Source organism: Prosthecodimorpha hirschii (assembly GCF_001305515.1).
Classification (GTDB): domain Bacteria; phylum Pseudomonadota; class Alphaproteobacteria; order Rhizobiales; family Ancalomicrobiaceae; genus Prosthecodimorpha; species Prosthecodimorpha hirschii.
This window is the reverse complement of record NZ_LJYW01000001.1, coordinates 5,549,238-5,571,898: the sequence shown is the minus strand read 5'-3', so window position 1 is coordinate 5,571,898 and position 22,661 is coordinate 5,549,238. Positions and strand designations below refer to the sequence as shown.

Below are 22,661 nucleotides of genomic sequence, written 5' to 3'. Positions count from 1 at the left end.
GGCCTCACCCCAGCGCCGCCATGGCGGCGAATTCGGCGCGGATCGCGGCGCCATGCTCGTCGAGATCGGGCACCCGCCCGAGATGCGCGCCCGTCCCGACCGGCAGGGCGGCGAGATCGATTTCGACCGGACCGGCCGAGACGGTCCGTTCGCGCAGCTGCGGGTGAAGGGCGAGATCGGCGACCGTGTTCAGCCGCGCGCAGGCGATCCCGGCCTCCGTCAGGAGGGCGATCAGCGCGTCGCGGCGATACCGGCCGAAGACCGCCTCGATCTCGATCGTCAGCGCGACCCGGTTGGCGACCCGGGCGGAATTGTCGGAGAAGCGCGGATCGGTCGCGAGATCCGGCCGGCCGAGCACCCGGGTCGCCAGCGCGACCCATTCGCGCTCGTTCTGGACCGCGATCAGGATGTCCTCGCCGTCGGCGGCGGCATAGAGCCCGTAGGGCGCCAGGGTGGCGTGGGCGACGCCGACGCGCGCCGGCGGCCGGCCCTGGTGGCGCTGGACGAGGAGCGGCACGTTCATCCAGTCGGCCAGCACGTCGAACATGGCGATCGACAGGTCGCAGCCCCGCCCGGTGCGTCCGCGCAAGAGGAGCGCGCGCAGGATCGCCGAGAAGGCCGTCTGGCCGGTGGCGATGTCGCAGATCGAGACCCCGACCCGTGCGGGCGCCTCGGCGCTGCCGGTGACCGCGCAGAGCCCGGTCTCCGCCTGGACCAGCAGGTCGTAGGCCTTCATCGCCGCATAGGGACCATCGCGGCCGTAACCGGTGATCTCGCAGGTGACGAGGCCCGGATTGGTGCGGCGCAGGCGCTCGCCGGTCAGTCCGCGCCGCTCCAGCGCGCCCGGGGCGAGGTTGTGCAGGAAGATGTCGGCCCGGGCGAGCATCGCGTCGAGCAGGGCGAAATCGTCCGCCCGGTCGAGATCGAGCACGACCGACTGCTTGCCGCCGTTCAGCCAGACGAAATAGGCGCTCTGCCCGGCCGCCAGCCGGTCGTAGCCCCGCGCGAAATCGCCGCCCGGCCGCTCGACCTTGATCACCCGCGCGCCGGCATCGGCGAGCAGCAGCCCGCAATAGGGTGCCGCGACCGCCTGCTCGATCGAAACCACCAGCATGCCGTCGAGCTCCCGCCCGAGACCCGAAGCGGCATCGGCGCATCGGCGGGGAGCGACGGGTTCGGACATCGACACCTCGGATCGGCGGGGACGGGACAGCCGGCGGGCATCCGTCGGGATCGGCGAAGTCTCCGCTAGCCGCCGGGCCAGCGGCCATCCCCGCCGATGCGAAACCTGTTATGCCGCCCGGCCGGATTTCCTCGACCGGTCCGCATCGCCGAGACTGTCGGCCGGGCGGAGACCGGTCGGAAGAGCCGGCCCCCCCTCGCGAAGCCTCCCGCCGGGCGGGGTCCGCGCCGTCGCTGGCCGGACCCCGCGCGTGCGGTCTTCGCGCCGGTCCGGCGGCACGCCCCGCCCGCTGCCGGCTCCGTCACCCTCAGGGAGATCCGCCATGGCTGCCTTGCCCGGCCGCGCCGCCGCCGCCGTCGAAAACGCGCCCCCCGTCGCCGAACGGCTCGCTGCCTTCGCACGGGCCGCCGAGTTCGGATCGCTCCCCGCCCCGGTCGTCGACAAGGCGACCGGCTGCCTGACCGATTTCTTCGGCTGCGTGCTGGAAGCCCGGCCGTTGCCCTGGGGCCGGCAGATCGCCGCCTATGCGGCCATGCAGCCGGCCGGCCCGGCGCGGGTGATCGGCACCGAAGTGGCACTCGGCGCCGGCGAGGCGGCCTTCGCCAACGGCACGCTCGGCCACGGCCTGATCCGCGAGGACATGCATGTCCCGGCCTGCTCGCATCTCGGCGTGGTGGTCTGGCCGACCCTCCTGGCGCTTTCGGCCGGACGCCGGATCGCCGGTCCGGACCTGATCGCCGCCGCGGTCGCCGGCTACGAAATCGGTGCCCGGGTCGGCCGCGCCCTGTTCGATGCCGATCTCGCCGCCAAGCTTCGCCCGACCGGCACCGTCGGGGCGATCGGCGCGGCCGCCGCCGGCTGTCGGCTCCTCGGCCTGTCGCAGGCCGAGACCGTGGCGGCGATCGGCTTCGCCGCCAATTGCGCGGCCGGCGTCAACGAATGGCCCTGGGCCGGCGGCACCGAGGTCTTTTTCCATGCCGGCTTCGCGGCCCGTTCGGCCGTCACCGCCGTGCACCTCGCCATGACCGGCGCCTTCGCGTCGCCGACCGCCATCGACGGCCGCGCTGGCCTGTTCGCCGCCCATGGCCGGCGCGACCGTACCGCCGGCATCGAACCGCTCGGCGACGGCCACTACGAGATCCTGTCGGTCTACTGGAAGCCGGCGCCGGCCTGCAACTACGTGCAGACGCCCTGTCAGGTGGCGCTCGATCTGGTCCGCCAGGGCGTCACCGCGGACCGCGTCGTGCGCATCGAGGTGGCCAGCTTCACGCCCGCCCTGCGCTATCCCGGCTGCGACCGGTCCGGCCCCTTCCCCGGCATCCTGGAAGCCAAGATGAGCATCCAGTATGCGATCGCGGCGACGCTGGTGCGCGGTGCGGTCGAGGAGGCGAACTATGTCCGGCTCGACGATCCGGCGGTGCTGCGCCTCGCCGGGCTGACCGAACTCGCCGTCGATCCGGCCTTCGAGGCCGCCTATCCGGACCGCCAGGGCGCCGGCATCACGGTGACGCTCGACGACGGCCGCCGCGTCTCCGCCCGGCGCGACGACGTGACCGCGGTTGATCGCGCCGGTGTCCGCGAGCGCCTCCGGGCCGCCGCCGCGAACCGGCTCGGTGCCGCGCGGGCCGATGCCCTGGTTGCCGCCATCGACGGCCTCGCCGGGGGCGGCGATGCCGCCGCGCTGGCCGATCTCGCGGTGGCCTCGTGAGCGTGCCGCGGCCCGGCGCGCTCGCCGGCATCCGGGTGATCGAACTCGCCCGCCTGCTGCCCGGCAACCTCGCCGCCCAGATGCTCGGCGATCTCGGCGCCGACGTGATCAAGGTCGAGCAGCCCGGCACCGGCGACCCGATGCGCGACTTTCCGCCCATGGGGACAAGGGATTCCGGCGTCTTCCTGATCTCCAACCGCAACAAGCGCTCGATCACGGTCGACCTCAAGAAGCCCGAGGGCCGGGCCATCGTCGAGAAGCTGGCGGCGGGCGCCGATGTCGTGCTGGAGGGCTTCCGGCCGGGCGTCGCCGACCGGCTCGGCGTCGGCGACGCCGCGCTCCGGGCGATCAATCCGCGGCTCATCTATTGCGCGCTGTCGGGCTACGGCCAGACCGGCCCCTACCGGCTGGTGCCCGGCCACGACATGAACTATCTCGGCATCGTCGGCATGCTGCAGCTGATGTCGCGGCGCACAACCGGCCCCTTCGTGCCCGGCCCGCTGATCGCCGACATTGCCGGCGGCAGCCTGATGGCGGTCTACGGCATCCTGGCGGCGCTGCTCGCCCGCACGACGACCGGCGAAGGCCAGTTCGTCGACGTGTCGATGACCGACGGCGCCATGGCGCTGATGGTCTCCCACATGGCCGAATGGCTCTATGCCGGCCACGAGCCGCGCGGCGGCGAATATCGCAATGCCGGCGGCTCGGCGCCCTACGAGATCTACCGCTGCGCCGACGGGAAATACCTGACCCTCGGCATCATCGAGGATCATTTCTGGCTGCGCCTGCGCCAGCTTCTCGGCCGCGACGACCTGCCGGCCGAACCCTTCCCGGGCCCGGAGGACGCCGCCCGCGCGCATGCCATCCTGACCGAGGCCTTCGCGACCGCATCGCGGGACGAATGGGTCGCCCGGCTGTGGCAGGCCGACATCTCCGCCGGCCCGGTCAACAGCTTCGCCGAGGCTGCCGCCGACCCGCAGATGCGCGCCCGCGAGATGGTGTTCGAGATCGACCACCCGGTCGAGGGCCGCATCCCGCAGCTCGGCTTCCCGGTCAAGTTCTCGGCCACGCCCGGCGCCGTCACCCGGCCGCCGCCGGGCCTCGGCGAGCACAATGGCGAGGTTCTCGCCGAACTCGGCTATTCGGCCGAAGCGATCGCCGGCCTGGCGCGCGACGGGGCGATCGGATGACGTCCCCGCTGGCCGCAGCGCTCGACCGCATCCGGCCGGGCACGACCGTGCTGATCCCGGGAGCCGCCGGCGAGCCGACCGCCGTGATCGACGCGCTCGCCGCCGATCCGGACCGCGCCGATGGCGTGCGCTTCGTCTCCTGCGCGATTCCCGGCGTCAACCGGGCGGACATCGCCGCCCGCGTGCCCAACGCCGCGATCGAGGGCTTCTTCGTGCCCGACAGCGCCCGGGCGGCCTACGAGGCCGGCCGCTACCGCCATGTCCCGATCGACTATTCGGCCATCCCGGCGCATCTCGCCGCCCATGTCGATCTCGCCTTCGCGACCGTCGCGCCGCCCGAGGCCGGCATGGTCTCGCTCGGCGTCGCGCAGGACGTGATTCCGGACCTCGCCGCCGGCCGGGCCCGGCTGATCGGCCTCGTCAATCCGGCCATGCCGCCGGCCTCAGACGGCATCCTGTTGCCCGTCGACCGCTTCGATGCGCTGGTCGCGGTCGACGACCCGCTGGTCGAGCCCGAGCCCGCCCCGCCCGGTGCCGTCGCCGCCGCGATCGCCGGCCATGTCGCCGGTCTGGTCGGCGACGGCGCGGTGGTCGAGGTCGGCATCGGCCGGCTCGGTCAGGCGGTGCTGGCCGAACTCGCCGATCGGCGCGGCCTGTCGATCCATGCCGGCCTGATCGGCGAGCGGGTGCTCGATCTGGTCGAAGCCGGCGCGGTCGACGCGGTCACCACCGGCGTTGCGGTCGGCCCGCGCGCCTTCCTGCAGCGCGCCGCCGCCGATCCCCGTGTCCGCTTCCGCCCGATCGGCCACACCCACGATGCGGCTGTGCTGGCCGCCCTGCCGCGTTTCCACGCCATCAATTTCGCCATCGAGGTCGACCTGTTCGGCCAGGTCAATGCCGAACGGATCGGCCCGCGCATGGCCGGCGGTCGCGGCGGCCTCGGCGATTTCGCCCGCGGCGCACGCCGCTCGGCCGGCGGCCGCGCGATCGTCGCGCTGATCTCGACCGCGGCCCGCGGCACCGTCTCGCGCATCGTGCCGACGCTGTCGCCCGGCCCGGTCTCGCTCGCCTATGGCGAGGTCGACTGCGTCGTCACCGAGCATGGCGCCGCCGTCATCGCCGGCTTGCCCGTCGACCGCATCGCCGAAGCCCTGATCGCCATCGCCGACCCGGCCGCCCGCCCCGCCCTCGCCGAAGCCTGGCAGGCGCTGCGCCGCCGGATGTGAACCGTCCGGAGCGCAAGCCGTCCCGAAGCGGTGGCTTGAGCCGGAGGCCTTCCCTCGGGATTCGCGTCACCGCGCGGCCCCCGATCGCATGCCCGGCTGTTCCCTTCCCTCCGACCGGAGCCAAGGGAACAGCCGGGCCATCAACGGGCGTGCCGGACCCGTCGCGCCGTCACGGCCGCGGGACGCGGGCGGTATAGCCGTTGGTGAGATCGATGGCGTCCTGCCAGGTGCCGAAGGCGGCGGGGTCGAAGATCGCCAGCGGCGGCAGGGTCCCGGCGACGACCGCGAAGAGGGTCCCGGCCGTCTCGACATCGGCGAACAGGCGGACCTGCCGGATGCCGGGCATGCCGCCGAACGATCGGGCGAGCCCGGCCGCGATCTCCGGTCGGGCGGTCTCGGGCACGCCGGTAAAGCGCAGGACGGCGACGCGCGGGGACGCAATGACCGCCTCCGAACCCGGGCCGATCTGCTCGCAGACGATGCGCCGGGCGTCGACGCGCGACAGCACGCGCCGGGTCCAGGGGCCGTTATTGGCTCCGGAGACGCGCGCATAGGCCGGACTGTCGAGCACGGCGACGGAATCGAGATCGTAGAGCGCGAGATATTTCGGCCAGCCGTTCTCGGCCTCGAAGCGATGCGCTGTGGTGATGCCCGGCACGGCAAGGCGCTCGGGCACGTGTTCGGTATCGTACCAGGCGTTGAACTCGTCCTCGAAGTCCGGCGAGGCCTGCATCATCACCAGGAGAAGGCCCTTGTTCGGCATGGGACACCTTTTGGGTTGGAGCGGTCATGCCGGCGGCCCGGATGCGGATGCAACGGGCCGCCACGGCGAAGCGAAGGTCTCGTGGTGCGGAGGGCCGGAGACCGCCCTCGCGGCGAGGTCCGGCGGTCGTTTTCCGCAGCCGCCGGACTCAGGGGATCACGGGATCAGAACCGTGGCGCCGATGGTGCGGCGGGACTCGAGCGCGCGGTGGGCTTCCGCGGCCTCCGCCAGCGGCACCTGGCTGTGGACATGCACCTTGACCACCCCGGACAGGACCGCGTCGATCACGTCGGCGGCACGGGCGCGCAGTTCCTCGCGGCTCTGCACGAACCAGGCGAAGGCGGCGCTGGTCACCGACAGCGAACCCTTGCGGTTCAGCGTGAAGAGATCGAGCGGCGGAACCTTGCCGGAGGCGGTGCCGAAGGAGACCATCAGCCCGCGCGGCTTCAGGCAGTCGAGCGAGAGTTCGAACGTGTCGTGGCCGACGCTGTCATAGACGACCGGCACGCCCTCGCCGGCGGTCAGCGAACGGATCCGGCCGGGAATGTCGGGGTCGCCGGCGAGAATGACATGCCGGCAGCCGTTGGCGCGCGCGACGGCGGCCTTCTCGGGCGTCGAGACCACGCCGATCACCCGGGCGCCGAGATGGGCGGCCCATTGACAGAGCAGCAGGCCGACGCCGCCGGCGGCGGCATGGACCAGGATGGTCTGGCCGGGGCCGACCGGAAAGACGCTGCGGATCAGGTACTGCGCCGTTAGGCCCTTGGTGAACAGCGCAGCCGCCGTCACGTCGTCGATCTCGTCGGGCAGCGGGATCAGCCGGTCGGCCGGGAAGAGCCGCGCCTCGGCATAGGAGCCGGGCGCGAATTTCGGACCGCCGGCCGCATAGGCGACGCGGTCGCCGACGCGCAGGCCCTCGGTGCCCGGGCCGAGCGCCTCGACCACGCCGGCCGCCTCGCCGCCCAGCACATGCGGCAGCGAGGGGACCGGGTAGCGGCCCTCGCGGTTGTGCAGGTCGGCGAAGTTGACGCCGATCGCCCGGTGCCGGACGAGCGCCTCGCCGGGGCCCGGCGGAGCGAGGTCGATATCCTCGTAGCGGAGTTGTTCCGGCCCGCCATAGGCGTGGATACGGACGGCTTTCATGGGACGGGTTCCGATCAGCGCATGGATTGGGGCAGATAGAGGGCCATCTGCGGGAACAGGACCAGGAGCAGCAGCATCAGCGCGCAGGTGCCGATGAAGGGCCACAGGCCGCGGAAGATCTCCTCGAGCGTGACCAGGTTGCCGGCCGCCCCCTTGACGACGAAGCAGTTCATTCCGACCGGTGGCGTGATCGCGCCGATCTCGGCCAGCACGATGACATAGACGCCGAACCAGAGCGGGTCGAAGCCGAGGCCCATCATGACCGGATGGGTGATCGGCAGCGAGATGGCGAGCAGCGAGGGCGCATCCATCAGCATGCCGAAGATCAGGTAGATGATGGTGACCAGGAACAGGACGGTCCAGACCGACAGGCCGGAATTGCTCAGGATGTCCTTGATCTCGTCGGAGACGCCGGACAGTGCCAGGAACCGGGCGAAGAGCAGCCCGCCGATGATGATGGCGAAGATCATCGCGGTCAGCGTCACGGTGTCGAGCAGGGTCTTGGAGAGCGCCTTGATGTCGATGCCGCGGTTGCGCACCACCGCCATCAGGAAGGTCACCAGGGCGCCGATACCGCCGCCTTCGGTCGGCGTGAAATAGCCGCCATAGAGGCCGCCGATCATCACCACGATGACGGTGAAGAGCGGCGCGATCAGGCGCAGCGACCAGAGCATCTCGCGAAGGGTGAAGCGTTCGCGGAAGCGCGGCGCATAGGCCGGCTTGATCATCGAGACGACCAGGATGGTCAGGCCGATCAGGGTCGCGAAGACGATGCCGGGGATGATGCCGGCGATCAGCAGTTCGCCGATCGAGGAATTGGTCAGGATGCCGTAGACGACCATCAGGGCGCTCGGCGGGATCAGCACCGCGAGCGTGCCGGCGATGGCGATGCAGGCCGCCGCGAAGCCCTTGTTGTAGCCGCGCGAGGCCATTTCCGGCAGGGCCAGCTTGGTGAACAGCATGGCCGAGCCGACGCTGGAGCCCGACGCCGCGCCGAAGGCCGCCGCCGCGCCCGTGGTGGCGACCGCCAGGCCGCCGGGCAGCCGGCCGAGCCATTTGGTGCAGGCATCGAACAGGTCGTTGCCGATGCCGGCCTGCATGGCGAAGAAGCCCATCAGCAGGAACATCGGGATGACGCTGAAGTGGAAGCTGTTGACGGTCTCGAAATAGAGCGTGCCGAGCACGGTCAGCGCCGGGGCGAAGCCGGTCAGGACGGTCAGGCCGAGGAAGCCGACGGTGGTCAGGGCGACCATGATCGGCGCGCCGAGGAAGATCGCGGCCAGCATGGCGACCGCGCCGATGAAGCCGATCGTCACGTCAGACATGCAGGTGGTCCTTCTCGTGATCGGGCATCGCCGCGGACAGATCGCCGTCGCTATGGGCGAACAGGGCGACCAGGGCTTCCAGGGCGAACTGCACGGCGATCAGGACCGCGCCGACCGTCACGGCGAATTTGGCGGGATAGAGCGGGAAGCGCACCGTGGCGCCCCAGACCTGCTCGTTCATGGCATAGGAGCGCAGGGCGAAGTTGAACGACCCGTAGGCGACCGCGCAGAACAGCAGGAAGCCGACCGTCATCCAGAACAGATACAGAAACCGGTTCGCCGCCTTCGAAAAGCGCGAGGTCAGGAACACGGTGTTCACATGTTCGCCGCGAAACAGCACATAGCCGAAGGGCAGCATGATCGACGCGGTCAGGAGCGACTGGGTCAGTTCGACGCCGCCCGGTACGGGAGCGTTGAAGATCTTGCGCGACAGGGCGTTGGCGTCGATCAGCCACATCATCACGAAGCAGATCACGCCGGACAGCAGCGTTGCACCGAGGAGGACGCGGCCGAAGGCGCGCCGCAATCGAAGGATGGTCCGCTTCAAGAGGACGCTCCGCTAAACGAGGGACGGACGGCACGATCACCGCACCGTCCGCAGCCTGCCGCCACGAACCGGAGCCCCCGGTCGATCGGATGAGGCCATCCGATCCGGTCGGGCTCCGGCGGGCCGCAGGCCACGGGCCGGCGCAGCAAGGATCACTTGGTCAGTTCGTCGACCACCTTCTTGGCCGTCGCCTCGGGCATGCCGGCCTTGGTCGCTCGGGTGATCCAGCTGGCGCGCACCGACTGGACCTTGGCGTTCTCGAGCGTCGCCTTGAGGAAGTCGTCCTTCGGGAAGGCGATCACCTCGACCTTGCCGTTGGCCTTCCAGGCTGCGCGGGTATCCTCGATCGACTTGGCATAGACGCGGAGGAACTCGTTCAGATAGTCCTCCTTCATGTCGTCGATGATCTTCTTCAGGTCTTCAGGGAGAGCATTGTACTTGTCGATGTTCATGACCAGGATGTGGCCCCAGGAGGCGCCCATCGGGACATCGATGTAGTATTTGGCGACGTCGGCCCATTTCCAGCCGACGGTCAGCGGCGGGTCGCCGGGCGAGCAGTCGAGAATGCCGTTGGAGAGGGCCTCGTAGCCGTCGACATCGGCCATCGAGACCGGCACGGCGCCGAGCGCTTCCAGCATGGCCGGCAGCGCGATGCCGTAGGAACGGATGCGCAGTCCCTTGAAGTCGGCCAGCGTGCGCACCGGCTTGGTGCAGATGATGCCGTAGCTCGGCAGCGGACGGACGCTGACCAGCTTGAGCTTGTACTTGGCCAGCTCGGCGGCGAACTCGGGATGCTCGCCGTGCCACTTGAGCATCAGCTTGCCGAGCTCGGCCTGGGTCTTGGGCTGCGGCCAGAAGAACGGGATGGCGTTGTTGATCGGGAACTGGTCGGGGAAGTAGGGCGTGACCAGCGGTCCGATATCGATGATCTTGTTCTCGACCGCCGTCGGCACCTCGCCGACCTTCACCACCGTGCCGCCCCACAGCATGGTGACGGAATGCTTGCCGGCGGCACGCTTGTTGATCTCGTTGCCCATCCATTCGGCGGTGCGCGAATACTCGTTGGCGCCCTGGGGCATGTAGTCGCCGTATTTCAGGCGCTCGGCGGTCGCCGTGCCCGCACAAAGCAGCGAAACCGCAAGTGTTCCGATCAGCGTCTTCAGGCTCTTCATCATGTCCTCCCGAGTGCTTTTCTTGGCGAACCGGATCGGCCTCTCGCGGGCCGCTGCCGTTCGGTGCGGGCGGCCGCGCCGGCGGGTCTGACGGGACGGGCGAGCCAGTCCGGTTCGGATGCCGGGAAGTGTTTCATCCTTTCGCCGGATCGTCAACGAGTGTCGACACTATGCATCGCTCCGGGTCACCCGGACCGGGACCGAAAAGCGCTGCAATCCCGCATCGAAAGGGCCGTCCTCCGTCCGGCGGCAAACAGTTATGCGCCTGCCGGATGGCAAAAAGTCGGCGGATTTCGTGGCGGTTCCAACAGCACCGGGCGCCCGGCACCGACGCCAGACCGGCGCTCGCCCGGGCACTGCCGGCACGACCATGATCTGCGCCGGAGCGGATCAGGTGTCGAAACTAGAGGATGCGGCGTGGGACCAAGGCCGCCGCGGCGGGCCGTCGGGCGCCGATGCAGGAGGATGGCGGCGCTGCCACCGGGCGGGCGGCGCGGGACCGCAGCCGCGGCGCGTGCTCCCCTGACGCCGGCCGCAACACCATGCGGTCCTCAGACGGCGGAAGGCCGCACGATCGCTCGCGCGGCCCCCAGGACGTGTCGATGGATCGGCTCCGGTCAGCGCTTCGGCCAGATCGGCTCGGCGGTGGCGGAGGCCGGCGGATAGATCGGCACCGGTTCGCCCTTCTGCCACTGCACGATGATCAGCTTGGCGTCGATGCGCTTGCCGGTCTCGTCGAAGCGGATGCGGTTGCCCGGGTAGAACAGGGCGGGACCGTCGGTGATGTCCATCTTGCGCAGGGCCTCGGCGACGGCCTTGCGGTCCGCCTTCTTGGCCTCCTCGACGGCGCGGATGATGGTCATCACGTCGCCATAGGCGCAGATCGAATCCTGCGTCATCCAGGGCTCGCCGGTCGCCTTCTTGAAGCGATCGATGATGCCTTCCTGGCCCTTGGCACCCCAGTTGCCGACGACCGTCATGACGCCTTCGAGCAGGTCGGGGCCGATATTCTTGAGCAGTTCCGGCGTGCCCATATGGGCGCCGGAGCCGATGATCGGCATGCGGCCCTTGCCGAGATTGAACTCGTTGACCTTCTCCAGGAGCAGCTTGTCGTCCGGCACGCTGGTGCCGAGCATGAGCAGGAATTCCGGCCGCTTCGAACGCGCCTGCTGGATCAGCGCGGTGGCGTCGGCGAGCGGCGGCGTGAAGGTCTCGTCGAACAGAACCTTGATGCCGGACTTCTCGAAGGCGCCGTCGCGCATCGGCTTGGCGAAGGACACCGACGCGGCCGTGTTGTCGGCGATGATGCCGGTGGTCGCCGGCCGCTTGCCGGTCGCCTTCTCGGCCACGTCCATCAGGGCCGGGAGCGCGTCCTGGGCCTGGCGGCCGCCGGTCGGCGACATCTGGAAGATGTACTTGTAGCCGCGCGAGGTGATCGAGTCCGCATAGGACAGGGTCAGCATCGGCAGTTCGGCGCGCTCGGTGACCTCGCTCACCGCGAGCGTGAAGGACGACAGCCAAGCCCCCGTCACGCCGACCAGATCGGGTTCCTGGGCGACCATGCGCTGGGCCGCGTTCTTGGCCTTCTCGGTCGAATCGCCGGCGTCGAACAGCACCAGCGTGACCTTGGCGCCGCCGAGCGCCTTGACGCCGCCGGCCGCGTTGATGTCGGCGACCGCCAGTTCGGCGCCCTTCTTCATCAGCTCGCCCTGGCGGGCCCAGGGGCCGGACAGCGGCGCGATCAGCGCCACCTTGACCTCGGCGGGCGCCTGGGCGAAGGCCATCCGGCTGGTCGAGGAGAGGAGCGCGGCACCGGATGCCGCCAGTATCCCATTCAGAACCGTGCGTCTCGTGGTCATGGATCCTCCCAATGGTGCTGTCTTCGCTGTTGATCCCGGGTCACATGCCCAGGTAGGCCTTGCGGATGCGGTCGTCGGACAGAAGCTCGTTCTGGCCGCCCGACAGGACGACGCGGCCGGTCTCCAGGACGTAGCCGCGATCGCAGGATTCCAGGGCTTCCACGGCGCGCTGCTCGACCAGCACGACGGTGAGGTTGCGGGCGCGGCGGATTTCGACGACCGCGTCGAAGATCTGGTCGGCGACCGTCGGGGCGAGGCCCATCGAGGGCTCGTCGAGCAGCAGGAGCTTGGGCGACGAGGCGAGGCCGCGCGCGATGGCGACCATCTGCTGCTGCCCGCCGGAGAGCGTGCCGGCCAGCTGGCGCCGACGCTCCAGAAGGATCGGGAACAGCCGGTAGATGTACTCGATATTGGCCGCCCAATCGCGCCGGCCGGCCTCCGTGAAGGCGCCCATCTGCAGGTTCTCCTCGACCGAGAGCGAGGGGAACACCTGCCGGCCCTCCGGCACATGGGCGATGCCGAGATGCGGCCGCTGATGCGCCGGCACGGCGAGCAGATCCTGCCCCTCGAACCGGATCGAACCGGCCCGCGCCGCCACGGTGCCCGAGACGGTCTTGAACAATGTGGTCTTGCCGGCCCCGTTCGGGCCGACGACCGAGACGAATTCGCCCGCCGCGACCGACAGGGTCACGCCCGCCAGCGCCATCACGCCGCCGTAGCCGGCCTCCAGATCACGGATCTCAAGCACGTTCGCGCCACCTCTTGCCCAGATAGGCCTCGATTACCGCCGGGTCCCGCGTCACGTCCTGCGGCCGCCCCTCGGCGAGGAGCGCGCCGTGGTCGAGCACGATGAAGCGGTCGGCGAGGCGGACCATGGCCTGCATGGTGTGTTCGATGATCACGATGGTCAGGCCGGTCCGGCTGAGACGCCGGATCACGTTGACCATGTCTTCGACCTCCGCCGCCCCAAGACCCGCGAGGGTCTCGTCGAGGAGCAGGAGCTTCGGCTTGCCGGCCAGCGCACGGGCCAGTTCCATCAGCCGCTGTTCCTTGTTGGCGAGGCCGCCGGCGATCCGGTCGGCGCTGCCGCCGAGCCCGACCAGCGTCAGGGCCTCGCGGGCATTGCGCTCGGCCGTGGCGTCGTCGGCGGCGCCCGCATAGGCGCCGACCAGCACATTCTCCAGCACGCTCAGCCGGGTGAACGGCCGGGCGACCTGGAAGGTGCGCCCGATGCCCTTGCGGCAGACCGCGCTCGGCGGCAGGCCGACCAGGTTCTGACCCTCGAACAGCACTTCGCCGGCCGAGGGGATCTGGAAGCCGTTGAGGCAGTTGAAGAGCGTCGTCTTGCCGGCGCCGTTCGGCCCGATGATGCCGATCACCGCGCCCTCCGGCACCGTGAAGGAGACCTCGCGGACCGCCCGGAGGCCGCCGAAATTCTTCGACACGCCGCGCACTTCGAGCATGACGCGGCCGCCCGTGCCGGCGCCGCCCGAGGCGCCGTCGCGACCGCCCGCCGGGATCGGCACGACGTTGTCGGGCATCGGCCGGTCCGCCGGCGCCGGTTCGGCAGGGGCCGGTTCGACCGGGGCCTTGCGGGCCTGCAGCATGTCGCGGATGCGCCAGAAGATGCCCTCCGGGGCGAGCAGGATCACGCCCACGATGGCGACGCCGAAGACCACGCCCTGGATGCCCGGCAGCACGTTGCCGAGTTCGGCATGCAGGGTCTCGGACAGCGGGATCAGGAAGGCGGCGCCGATGACCGGGCCCCAGACGGTCCCGATGCCGCCGAACAGGGCGACGATCAGCGCCTGCGCCGAGGTCAGCATGCCGAACACGCTCGGCGGGGTGACGACGATCAGCACGACCGCATAGAAGCCGCCGACCATGCCGGCGATGCCGCCCGAGATGGCGATCGCGCGCAGCTTCCACTTGCGCGTCTCGATGCCGGCGCCTTCCGCGGCCAGTTCGTTCTGCTTGATGGCGATCAGCGCCATGCCGAAGCGCGAGGTCTCGATCAGGAGCGAGGCGACGATGGCGGCGACCAGCAGGAGCCCGGCGATCATCGACAGCACGCGCGCATCGGCGAACTGCATGTAGAGGGCCGGCGCCTCGCGGCGCATCGGCATGGCGACCTCCTGGTAGCCGAGCCATTCGAACACGTAGAGCAGCGCCAGCGGATAGGCGAGCATCGCCAGGGCGAAGTAGTGGCCGCGCAGGCGGAAGGTCGGCAGGCCGACCAGGATGCCGGCGGCCGCGCCGACCAGCCCGGCGGCCGGAATGGTCAGCCAGGGCGACAGCGAGAAATGCACCGAGCCGAGCGCCACCGTGTAGGCGCCGAGCCCGAAGAAGGCGGCATGGCCGAAGGAGACGAGGCCGGAATAGCCCGACAGCACGTTCCAGGAGATGCCCATGATCGCCCAGACGGCGACCAGGGTCAGCATGAGCTGGTAGTATTGGTCGCTGACCAGAACCACCGCCGCCCCGTAGACGGCGGCGAGCAGGGCGAGGACGACGAGCGAGCGGCCGAGGGTCTTGCGGCGGTTCATGGTTCAGACCCTCTCCACGTTGCGGCCGAACAGGCCTTGCGGGCGCAGGAAGATCACCCCCAGGAAGACCACGAAGATGGCCGTGTTCTGCAGCTGCACCGGCAGGATCAGCGTCGAGAGCTGCTGGACGAGCCCGATCAGCATGCCGCCCCAGAAGGCGCCGGTGATCGAGCCGAGCCCGCCGAGCACCACGCCCGCATACATGACGATGACGAATTCGAGCCCGACATAGGGCTGGAACGGGTAGTAGATCGCCACCAGGCCGCCGGCGATGGCCGTCACGCCGGTGCCGACCGCGAAGGCGACGCGATGCGCGCGGTCGACATCGATGCCCATATAGACGGCCGCTTCCGGATTGTCGGCCGCCGCCCGGAGCGCCTTGCCGAGACGGCTGCGCGAGACGAACAGGAACAGCGCGACCGTGACGGCGATCGAGACCACCGCCCCGACGGCCCGGCCCTGGTTCAGGAACACGCTGACGAAGTCGTTGTCGATCAGCGGCCCGATCTCCCAGGCGCTCGACGACAGTGGGGTCCGCACCGAGCGCGGCTCCGAGCCGAACAGGATCAGGCCGCCATTCTGCAGGATCAGAGCCACGCCCAACGTCAGGATCAGCTGGGCATAGTGCCCGGCCCCCTCGGTGCTGGCGACCTTGACGCCGGTCACCCGCGAGACCAGGAAGCGGTGGATGAACCAGCCGGCCACGAACAGGATCGGACCGGCCATGATCGCCCCGACGATCGGCCCGGCATAGGGACCGAGCACCGCCAGCAGGCCGAAGCCGGTGAACAGGTACCAGGCCGCATACATGCCGAGCATCATCAGGTCGCCCTGGGCGAAGTTGATGACGCGCATGACGCCGAAGATCATGCCGAGGCCGGTGCACATCAGGCCGTAGAGGCAGCCGACCATCAGCCCGGCGGCGAGCGCCTGCAGGAAATTCTCGAGAAGGATCAGGCCTGGGCTCACGCGGTGCGCCCTCCCGATCGTGAAGAACCGGCGGCGCGCCGATCCGGTTGTCCGGGACAGGCGGCATTGCGCGGCCGCCCGGGGCCGCGCCCGGCGCGGCCGGCGTCACCCAGCATTTGCGACATCATTCCTCCCAGCAGGTCATAGTTCCGGTTGCCCTCTTGGCGAGAACTGCTCCGGTAGACCCCTACCGCCGGCTTCTATTGTCTGGTCCGGCTCTTTTACTGGGAGTGTTCTGGCGGGCGTCTCCAGTGTCAATTTGGGTAGGGGGTATATCTGATATGTAGGGCTCCTCTGCGGCCCTCGGACTAACCTCCGCCATCGTTCCGGACCGGGCGCCTGAGCGCCATCGGGATCGGCCGGAACGGCACCAAGCCACTGGAAACGAACGGATTTATCGGTCGCCTGGCGCAACGCCGCGGACCGGCCGGTCAGGGGAGAGACGCGATGCCGATTGCTACGGGCGAGATGCGGGCGGTGGCCGACACGGCCGACGTGCTCGGCGAGGTGCCGCTCTGGGACGCGGCCGCGGGCACGCTGACCTGGATCGACATCATGAAGCCCGGCTGCCACCGGTTCGAACCCGCCACCGGGGCCGTGACCAGCTGGACGCCGCCGGAGAAGCTCGGCTCCTGGGCGTTGCGCGCGTCGGGCGGCATGCTGACCGCCGGGCGCGGCGGGCTCGGCCTGTGGGAACCCGAAGCCGGAACCTTCGAGCGGCTGGCCTCGCCGGAGGCCGACCGGCCCGGCAACATGCTCAATGACGGGCGCACCGACCCGCGCGGTCGCTTCGTCGTCGGCAGCATGGACAAGATGCTGACCGGCCCGAACGGCCGGCTCTGGCGGGTCGACCCGGACCGCTCCGTGACGCTGCTGCAGGATGCCGACATCTGGCTGCCGAACTCGATCGCCTGGAGCCCAGACGGCCGCACCTTCTATCTCGGCGACAGCCGGACCAAGCTGATCTTCGCCTATGACTGGGATCTCGATACCGGCATCCCGTCGAACCGGCGCGTCTTCGCCGACACGTCCGCCATTCCGGGCGAACCGGACGGCTCCAGCGTCGACGCCGAGGGCTTCCTCTGGAACGCCCGCTTCGACGGCGGCTGCCTCGCCCGCTTCGCCCCCGACGGGCGCCTCGACCGGATCGTGCCGACGCCGGTCTCCCGGCCGAGCCACTGCACCTTCGGCGGGCCGGACCTGAAGACCCTCTTCATCACCACCGCCCGCTTCCGCCTGCCGCCCGACCGCCTCGCCGCCGAGCCGATGGCCGGCGCGCTCCTGGCCGCGGAGGTCTCCGTCGCCGGCCTGCCGGAGCCGGTCTGGGGCTGAGGATCACGCGCGGGTCTCAGGACCGCCACGCGGGTCGGAGAACCGCCGTGCGGGTCGCGCCCGTTCCAGGGCGCCGCCCGCGCCGCCATGCGGGTTCAGCGCGGTGCAGGTTCAACGCGGGGCCGGTTCAGCGCGGGGCCGTCCGGCCGTCCATGCGCATGACGACGCGGTTGCCGCAGACGGCTGCGGCCGAGAAGGCGTCGCCGTCGGCACGGCCGAGGAAGGTCACCTCGGCCGGGGCAAAGACGGGTGCCAGCGCCCGGAACGTGAAGGCCTGCACGAAACGGCCGGGCGCATTCGCCTCGACCAGGTCGGCAAGTCCGGTCGCGATCAGGGGTCCGTGCACGACGAGGCCCGGATAGAACTCGACCGCGCGGCAATAGGGCTCGTCGTAATGGATGCGGTGGGTGTTGAAGGTGACCGCGGAATACTGGAACAGCAGCACCGGCCCGGCCGCGAGCCGCCGTTGCCAGAGCGGCACGAAGCCGGGGTCGACGCCGGCCGGATCGACATCCTGAGCCGGCCGTTCGGGCTCCGGCGTCGGGGTGATCTCGCGATAGACGATGCTGTGCCGGTCCGTCAGATCGGCGCCCTCGCTGCCGGTGATGCGGTGCTCGACCGTGACGAAGACCAAAGGGCCGGAGCGGCCGGTCTTGTCGGCGACGTCGAGGATCTCGGAGCGCCGCGTCAGCCGCTCTCCGACCCGGATCGGCCGGCGCACCTCGACGGTCGAGCCCGCCCACATGCGCCGGGGCAGCGGCACCGGCGGCAGGAAGCCGCCGCGCCGGCGATGGCCGTCCGGACCGATCTCGCCCGACCGCAGCGCCGGCGGAAACAGCGCCCAGACCCAGGCGACCGGCCAGGCCTCGCCGGCCTCAGGCGCCCGCTCGTGATCGAGCAGGGCGGCGATGCGCTCGGCGAGCAGCGCGCTGGCGGTCTCCTCGCGGGTCTCCGTCCGCCCGATCCAGTCGGCGAGAGAGACGGTCTCCTGGCTCATGACCCCTCCGGTCCGGAAACGAATGCCGTTCCGGGCGCCCGAGGCATCCCGGCCAGGCGCGCGAGCGCCGGTGGTCCCGACCCTAGGACGGCCGGCGCGCAGCCCGAAAGGCCGAGAGCCGGGAATAACTGCTATTCGACCGCCTCGGCCGCCGACCCCGAGCAACCCGATCATCAATCAATATCAATGCGATAAGCGGATCCGGAGGCGTGCCTCCACCGGCCCGACGCCCTTTCGCCGCCCTTTCGCCGCCCGGCCCTCCCGGCGCAGTCTGCCGAACCGAAACGACGCCGGGGCCGATGGAGCCTCGGCCATGGGAGGAATGGCGGCATGGCGCAGGCGCGCGCTGCAGTGGTCGGTGTGGGGACGACGGCCTATGGCCGGTTGCCCGAATACGACGCCTACGATCTCGGCATGTGGGCCCTGACCGAGGCCCTCAAGGATGCCGGGCTCGGCTTCGCCGATCTCGACGGCATCATCGTCAACCGCATCCCGGACTATCAGCGCTTCTGCGAGATCGCCGGGATCGATCCGAGCTTCGTGACGATCACGCCCGGCCACGGCCGGTTCGCGGCGATCTGCATCGAGATGGCGCTGCAGGCGGTGCTGTCGGGACGCTGCCGGACGGTGGCGCTGGTCTACGGCAACAACGGCCGCTCCGCCGGTGCGGCCTATGGCGGGGAAAGCGACAGCTACGGCTCGGGTGGCGGCGCCATCTGGTGGCCCTACGGCATGACCTCGCCGGGCGCCTTCCACGCCATGATGATGCGCAGCCACATGGCTCAGTACGGCACGAAGCCGGAGCATCTGGCCGAACTGGCCATGACCTTCCGCGACCATGCCGGACTCAATCCGCAGGCCGTCATGCGCAAGCCGTTCACGCTCGACGACTACATGAATGCGCGCATGATCGCCGAGCCGCTGCGGCTGCTCGACTATTGCCTGATCAATGACGGCGGCGTCGCGCTGATCATCACCACCGCGGAACACGCCCGGGATTGCGCCCGCCCGCCGGTGCATATCCGCGGCGCGGCCCTGCAGACCGTGTTCGCCAATTCGATGTTCCCGCCGGAGGACTATTGGCACGGCGCGGTCGCCTCCGTGACCGGGCGCAGCTTCCGCGAGGCCGGGCTCGGCCGCGACGACATGCAGGCGCTGATGATCTACGACAACTTTACCCCGACGGTGATGTTCAGCCTGGAGGGCGCCGGCTATTGCGGGCGCGGCGAGAGCGGCCCCTTCGTCGCCGAAGGCCACCTCCGGCTCGGTCGGCGTTACCCGACCAACACCTCCGGCGGCCATCTCTCCGAGAGCTACATGCAGGGCTGGGCCCTCAACGTCGAGGCCGTCCGCCAGCTGCGCGGCGATTGCGGCGACCGCCAGGTCTCCGACGCGGCCAATGTCCACTATATCGCCGCCGCTCCGGTCTGTTCGTCCATCGTCTATTCGCGGGACCCGTCATGAGCCAGCCGACCGGACTGCCCCCGAAACCGCGCCCCCGTCTCGACGGGCCGGAGCGCCCGTTCTGGCTCGGCCTGCGCGAGCGTGAGATCCGCGTGCAGCGCTGCACCGCCTGCGGCCACCGCCGCTTCCCGGCCAGCCGCTTTTGCCCGGAGTGCCATTCCGACGCCTTCGCCTGGGAGGCGGTCGGCGCCACCGGCACGGTCGAGACCTTCTGCGTCTTCCACAAGGCCTATTTCCCGGGCTTCCTCGGCGAGATGCCCTATGCGGTGGTGCAGGTGCGGCTCGACGACGGCCCGCGCTTCTTCTCCAACCTGGTCGGCACCAGGCCGGCCGACATCCGCCCCGGCCAGCGCGTGACGGCCGTGTTCGAGGATCTCGACGCCGAGGCGACGGTTCTGAAGTTCAAGCTCATCGAGGGGGATGCGGCATGAAGGCGATGGTGGTCGACGGCCCCGGCGGGGTCGATGTCCTGCAATACCGCGACGTGCCCGATCCGGTCGCGGCGGCCAAGGACGTGGTCATCCGGGTCGATAGCTGCGGGGTCTGCTACCACGACATCGTCACCCGCAACGGCACGCTCAAGGCCGGCGTGAAGATGCCGGTGATCCTCGGCCACGAGATCGCCGGCACGGTGGTCGATGTCGGATCGGGCGTCCGCGGCTTCAAGCCGGGCGACCGGGTCGCGACGGTGCAGCGCTACCACATCTGCGGATCCTGCGCCCATTGCCGGACCGGCCACGAGCCGCTCTGCGACGATCGCAAGTTCCTCGGCGACTGGGGCCTCGTCGGCGGCTACGCTCAGTTCGTCGCCGTCGAGGACGACAATGTCGCCCTGGTGCCCGACGAGGTTCCGCTCGACCAGGCGGCGATCACGGCCTGCACGCTCGGCACGGTGTGGAACGCCATGCGCGATGTCGGCAACATCAAGATCGGCGAGACCGTGCTGGTCACCGGGTCGGGCGGCGGGCTCGGCATGGCGTCGATCCAGCTCGCCCGCCTGCAGGGCGCCCGGGTGATCGCGCAGACGACCTCCAAGGCCAAGGCCGAGCGGCTTACCGAACTCGGCGCCCACGAGGTCGTGGTGCATGAGCGCGGCGAGGATTTCTCGCGCCAGGTCAAGGCCCTGACCAAGGGGCGCGGCGTCGATGTGGTGGTCGACAATGTCGGCAACCTGCTGTTCGACCCGATCCGCAAGTCGCTCGCCATCCGCGGGCGCTGGATCCTGATCGGCCAGCTCACCGGCGATTTCGTGCCCTTCAATCCGGCGCAGCTGTTCCTGAAGGGCATCTCGATGCTGTCGGCGACCTCGACGACGCGCGACCAGCTGGTCCATTGCCTCGATCTCGTCGCCGCGGGCGGCGTGACCCCGATCGTCTCCGACCGTCTGCCCCTGACCGAGGCGCGCGAGGCGCATCGGCGGGTCGAGGCCGGCACGGTCGCCGGGCGGCTCGTGCTGCAACCGGCCCATTGAGGAGGTCCGCGCCATGAAGATCGATGCCGCCATCGTCGGGATCGGCGCCTCGCCGTTCGGCCGCTTCCTGCCCGAAAGCCAGCTCGGCCTGATGGCCAAGGCCTTCAAGGCGGCGCTGGCCGATGCCGGGCTGGAGCGCTCCGACATCGACGGTCTCTCGACCCATATGGGCTCGCCGCTCGGGGTCGACTACGACCGCGTCGCCGAGGCCTTCGGGCTCGACATCCGCTACGTCAACCAGTCCTGGCTGCACGGACGCTTCGTCACCAACGCGCTGCAGCACGCCGCCCTGGCGGTCTCGGCCGGGCTTGCCGACGTGGTCGCCTGCGTCACCGGGATCAGCTTCACGCGCGAGCGCGACCTGCTCGGCGGTCCGGGCGACATGGAGGGCATGCGCGAGGAGGGCGGCACCCATGGCGAGGCGCCGACCTACGGTCTGACCGCCCCGGCCGGCGGCGCCGCGCTCTCGATGCAGCGCTACATGCATCTCTATGGCGGCACCAGCGAGAAGCTCGCCGCCGTGCCGATGCAGATTCGGCAGCATGCGCTGCTCAATCCGGACGCCTTCATGAAGGAGCCGCTGACGCTGGAGAAGCATCAGGCCTCGCGCATGGTGGTCGATCCGCTGCGCCTCTACGACTGCTGCCTGATGACCGACGGTGCCGTCGTGCTCCTGGTGACGACGACCGAACGGGCGCGCGACCTGAAGCAGAAGCCGGTGCGCATCGCCGGCATGCAGGGCATCCGCTCGGGCCGCGACGAATTCATCTTCGCGCCGCCGGGTCTCGGCATCAACCAACAGCCGGCCACCGGCATCCGGGCCAAGCCGGTCGACCAGGAGATCTATGCCCGCTCGGGCATCGACCGCGGCGCCGTAAAGGGGCTCTACACCTACGACGCCTTCGCGCCGCTGCCGCTGTTCGTGCTCGAGCGCTTCGGCTTCTGCGGCGCCGGCGAGGCTCTGGACTTCGTCCAGGGCGGCACGATCGGCCCCGGCGGCTCGCTGCCGCTCAACACCCATGGCGGGCTTCTGTCGGAGGCCCATGTCGCCGGCTGGAACCATCTGCGCGAGATGGTCCGCCAGCTGCGCGGCCAGGCCGGTCCGCGCCAGATCGCCGACGCGGATGTCCTGCAATGGGCGACCTGCTGGGGCGATTCCGTCCTTCTGGCCGCCTGACCCCAGCGGGCGCCGCATTCCGTTTCGTCACAACGGCCCTGCGCTCCCGGCCCGCTGATGGCCACCGCTCTGCCGAAAGCCCAATTCGATCGATCCGTCCGGGTCCGGCCGACCCGCACGAGGCCCTGGAGGCACCCCATGACGGCCCCGCCGAGCGAATCCGCTCCGTCCTCACACGCCCCATCCCCGCACGCCAAGCCGCGGCCGCGCATGAGCCCGGACAGCAAGCCCTTCTGGGACGGCTGCCGGCGCCACGAACTGCTGCTGCCGACCTGCGAGGACTGCGGCCGCGCCCACCTGCCGCCGGGGCCGGTCTGCCCCTTCTGCTTCTCCGACCGCCTCGCCTGGAAGAAGGCCTCCGGCCGCGGCCGCATCTCGACCTTCGTGGTCGTCCACAAGGAGTGGTTCCCGGCCTTCAAGCCGGACCTGCCCTATAACGTCGTCCAGGTCGAGCTTGAGGAAGGTCCGCGCCTGACCGCCAATCTGGTCGGCCATGGCGGCCGCAAACCGGTCATCGGCGAGGCGGTCCGCATCGTCTTCGACACCATCGACGACACCCTGACCATGCCGCGCTTCGAGCCGGCCTGAC

Annotated in this window: 19 protein-coding genes and 1 pseudogene; 9 read left to right on the top strand and 11 right to left on the bottom strand. The window is 70.3% G+C overall.

The genetic code is table 11. The annotated features are described in order from the left end of the window. Window positions 1-4 precede the first annotated feature (4 nt). Entirely contained in the window at window positions 5-1,183 is a 1,179-nt protein-coding gene (locus tag ABB55_RS24470) for a CaiB/BaiF CoA transferase family protein (protein WP_054361158.1), read from the bottom strand. Window positions 1,184-1,505: 322 nt separating this feature from the next. On the opposite strand from ABB55_RS24470, the gene ABB55_RS24465 reads away from it, so the two are divergent. The 3 genes from ABB55_RS24465 to ABB55_RS24455 are packed head-to-tail and all read left to right on the top strand — an operon-like array spanning window position 1,506 to window position 5,307. Continuing rightward, complete coding sequence (locus ABB55_RS24465; RefSeq protein ID WP_054361157.1) at window positions 1,506-2,891, top strand: MmgE/PrpD family protein; 1,386 nt, start codon at window positions 1,506-1,508, stop codon at window positions 2,889-2,891. Beyond that, on the top strand, window positions 2,888-4,081 hold the full coding sequence (locus ABB55_RS24460) for a CaiB/BaiF CoA transferase family protein (protein ID WP_200912065.1): 1,194 nt from the start codon (window positions 2,888-2,890) through the stop codon (window positions 4,079-4,081). Before ABB55_RS24465 ends, ABB55_RS24460 begins: the two co-directional genes overlap by 4 nt. Next, entirely contained in the window at window positions 4,078-5,307 is a 1,230-nt protein-coding gene (locus tag ABB55_RS24455) for an acetyl-CoA hydrolase/transferase family protein (RefSeq protein ID WP_054361155.1), read from the top strand. Before ABB55_RS24460 ends, ABB55_RS24455 begins: the two co-directional genes overlap by 4 nt. A gap of 169 nt (window positions 5,308-5,476) precedes the next feature. On the opposite strand, the gene ABB55_RS24450 is transcribed toward ABB55_RS24455, so the two are convergent. The 9 genes and pseudogenes from ABB55_RS24450 to ABB55_RS24410 form a co-directional block, all read right to left on the bottom strand. Further along, window positions 5,477-6,070, bottom strand: coding sequence for a DUF4286 family protein (locus ABB55_RS24450; protein ID WP_054361154.1), 594 nt, complete (start codon window positions 6,068-6,070; stop codon window positions 5,477-5,479). Between the two features lie 156 nt (window positions 6,071-6,226). Further along, window positions 6,227-7,213 carry a quinone oxidoreductase family protein gene (locus ABB55_RS24445; protein ID WP_054361153.1) on the bottom strand — a complete coding sequence of 329 codons (987 nt, stop codon included), beginning with the start codon at window positions 7,211-7,213 and terminating at the stop codon, window positions 6,227-6,229. A 14-nt stretch (window positions 7,214-7,227) separates the two neighbouring features. Beyond that, the gene (locus ABB55_RS24440; RefSeq protein WP_054361152.1) at window positions 7,228-8,538 is read right to left on the bottom strand and encodes a TRAP transporter large permease; all 1,311 of its coding nucleotides are present in this window, start codon (window positions 8,536-8,538) and stop codon (window positions 7,228-7,230) included. Beyond that, window positions 8,531-9,085, bottom strand: a complete 555-nt coding sequence (locus ABB55_RS24435) for a TRAP transporter small permease subunit (protein WP_152982168.1) — start codon at window positions 9,083-9,085, stop codon at window positions 8,531-8,533. The genes ABB55_RS24440 and ABB55_RS24435 overlap by 8 nt, the downstream gene beginning before the upstream one ends. Window positions 9,086-9,237: 152 nt before the next feature. Then, complete coding sequence (dctP, locus tag ABB55_RS24430) at window positions 9,238-10,257, bottom strand: TRAP transporter substrate-binding protein DctP (protein WP_160321314.1); 1,020 nt, start codon at window positions 10,255-10,257, stop codon at window positions 9,238-9,240. Between the two features lie 617 nt (window positions 10,258-10,874). Beyond that, window positions 10,875-12,116, bottom strand: coding sequence for an ABC transporter substrate-binding protein (locus tag ABB55_RS24425; protein WP_054361149.1), 1,242 nt, complete (start codon window positions 12,114-12,116; stop codon window positions 10,875-10,877). A gap of 253 nt (window positions 12,117-12,369) precedes the next feature. Further along, window positions 12,370-12,822: pseudogene (locus ABB55_RS31335) on the bottom strand (ABC transporter ATP-binding protein); the annotation flags it as partial. Between the two features lie 34 nt (window positions 12,823-12,856). Next, window positions 12,857-14,662 carry a branched-chain amino acid ABC transporter ATP-binding protein/permease gene (locus ABB55_RS24415; protein ID WP_054361147.1) on the bottom strand — a complete coding sequence of 602 codons (1,806 nt, stop codon included), beginning with the start codon at window positions 14,660-14,662 and terminating at the stop codon, window positions 12,857-12,859. Between the two features lie 3 nt (window positions 14,663-14,665). Continuing rightward, a complete protein-coding gene (locus ABB55_RS24410) occupies window positions 14,666-15,631 on the bottom strand; it encodes a branched-chain amino acid ABC transporter permease (protein WP_244472114.1) in 966 nt (321 codons plus the stop codon). Window positions 15,632-16,078: 447 nt separating this feature from the next. Between ABB55_RS24410 and ABB55_RS24405 the strand changes: the two genes are divergently transcribed. Next, a complete protein-coding gene (locus ABB55_RS24405) occupies window positions 16,079-16,963 on the top strand; it encodes an SMP-30/gluconolactonase/LRE family protein (protein ID WP_200912064.1) in 885 nt (294 codons plus the stop codon). Window positions 16,964-17,090: 127 nt separating this feature from the next. On the opposite strand, the gene ABB55_RS24400 is transcribed toward ABB55_RS24405, so the two are convergent. Then, on the bottom strand, window positions 17,091-17,960 hold the full coding sequence (locus tag ABB55_RS24400) for an HTD2 family dehydratase (protein ID WP_054361146.1): 870 nt from the start codon (window positions 17,958-17,960) through the stop codon (window positions 17,091-17,093). Window positions 17,961-18,290: 330 nt separating this feature from the next. Between ABB55_RS24400 and ABB55_RS24395 the strand changes: the two genes are divergently transcribed. The 5 genes from ABB55_RS24395 (at window position 18,291) to ABB55_RS24375 (ending at window position 22,660) form a co-directional block, all read left to right on the top strand. Beyond that, window positions 18,291-19,424, top strand: coding sequence for a thiolase family protein (locus ABB55_RS24395; protein WP_054361145.1), 1,134 nt, complete (start codon window positions 18,291-18,293; stop codon window positions 19,422-19,424). Then, a complete protein-coding gene (locus ABB55_RS24390) occupies window positions 19,421-19,855 on the top strand; it encodes a Zn-ribbon domain-containing OB-fold protein (RefSeq protein ID WP_054361144.1) in 435 nt (144 codons plus the stop codon). Before ABB55_RS24395 ends, ABB55_RS24390 begins: the two co-directional genes overlap by 4 nt. Continuing rightward, window positions 19,852-20,895: an alcohol dehydrogenase catalytic domain-containing protein gene (locus ABB55_RS24385; RefSeq protein ID WP_054361143.1), complete on the top strand. Its 1,044-nt coding sequence runs from the start codon at window positions 19,852-19,854 to the stop codon at window positions 20,893-20,895. Before ABB55_RS24390 ends, ABB55_RS24385 begins: the two co-directional genes overlap by 4 nt. A gap of 13 nt (window positions 20,896-20,908) precedes the next feature. Further along, window positions 20,909-22,072, top strand: a complete 1,164-nt coding sequence (locus tag ABB55_RS24380) for a thiolase C-terminal domain-containing protein (RefSeq protein ID WP_054361142.1) — start codon at window positions 20,909-20,911, stop codon at window positions 22,070-22,072. A 138-nt stretch (window positions 22,073-22,210) separates the two neighbouring features. Continuing rightward, complete coding sequence (locus ABB55_RS24375; protein WP_160321313.1) at window positions 22,211-22,660, top strand: Zn-ribbon domain-containing OB-fold protein; 450 nt, start codon at window positions 22,211-22,213, stop codon at window positions 22,658-22,660. Window position 22,661: the final 1 nt, after the last annotated feature.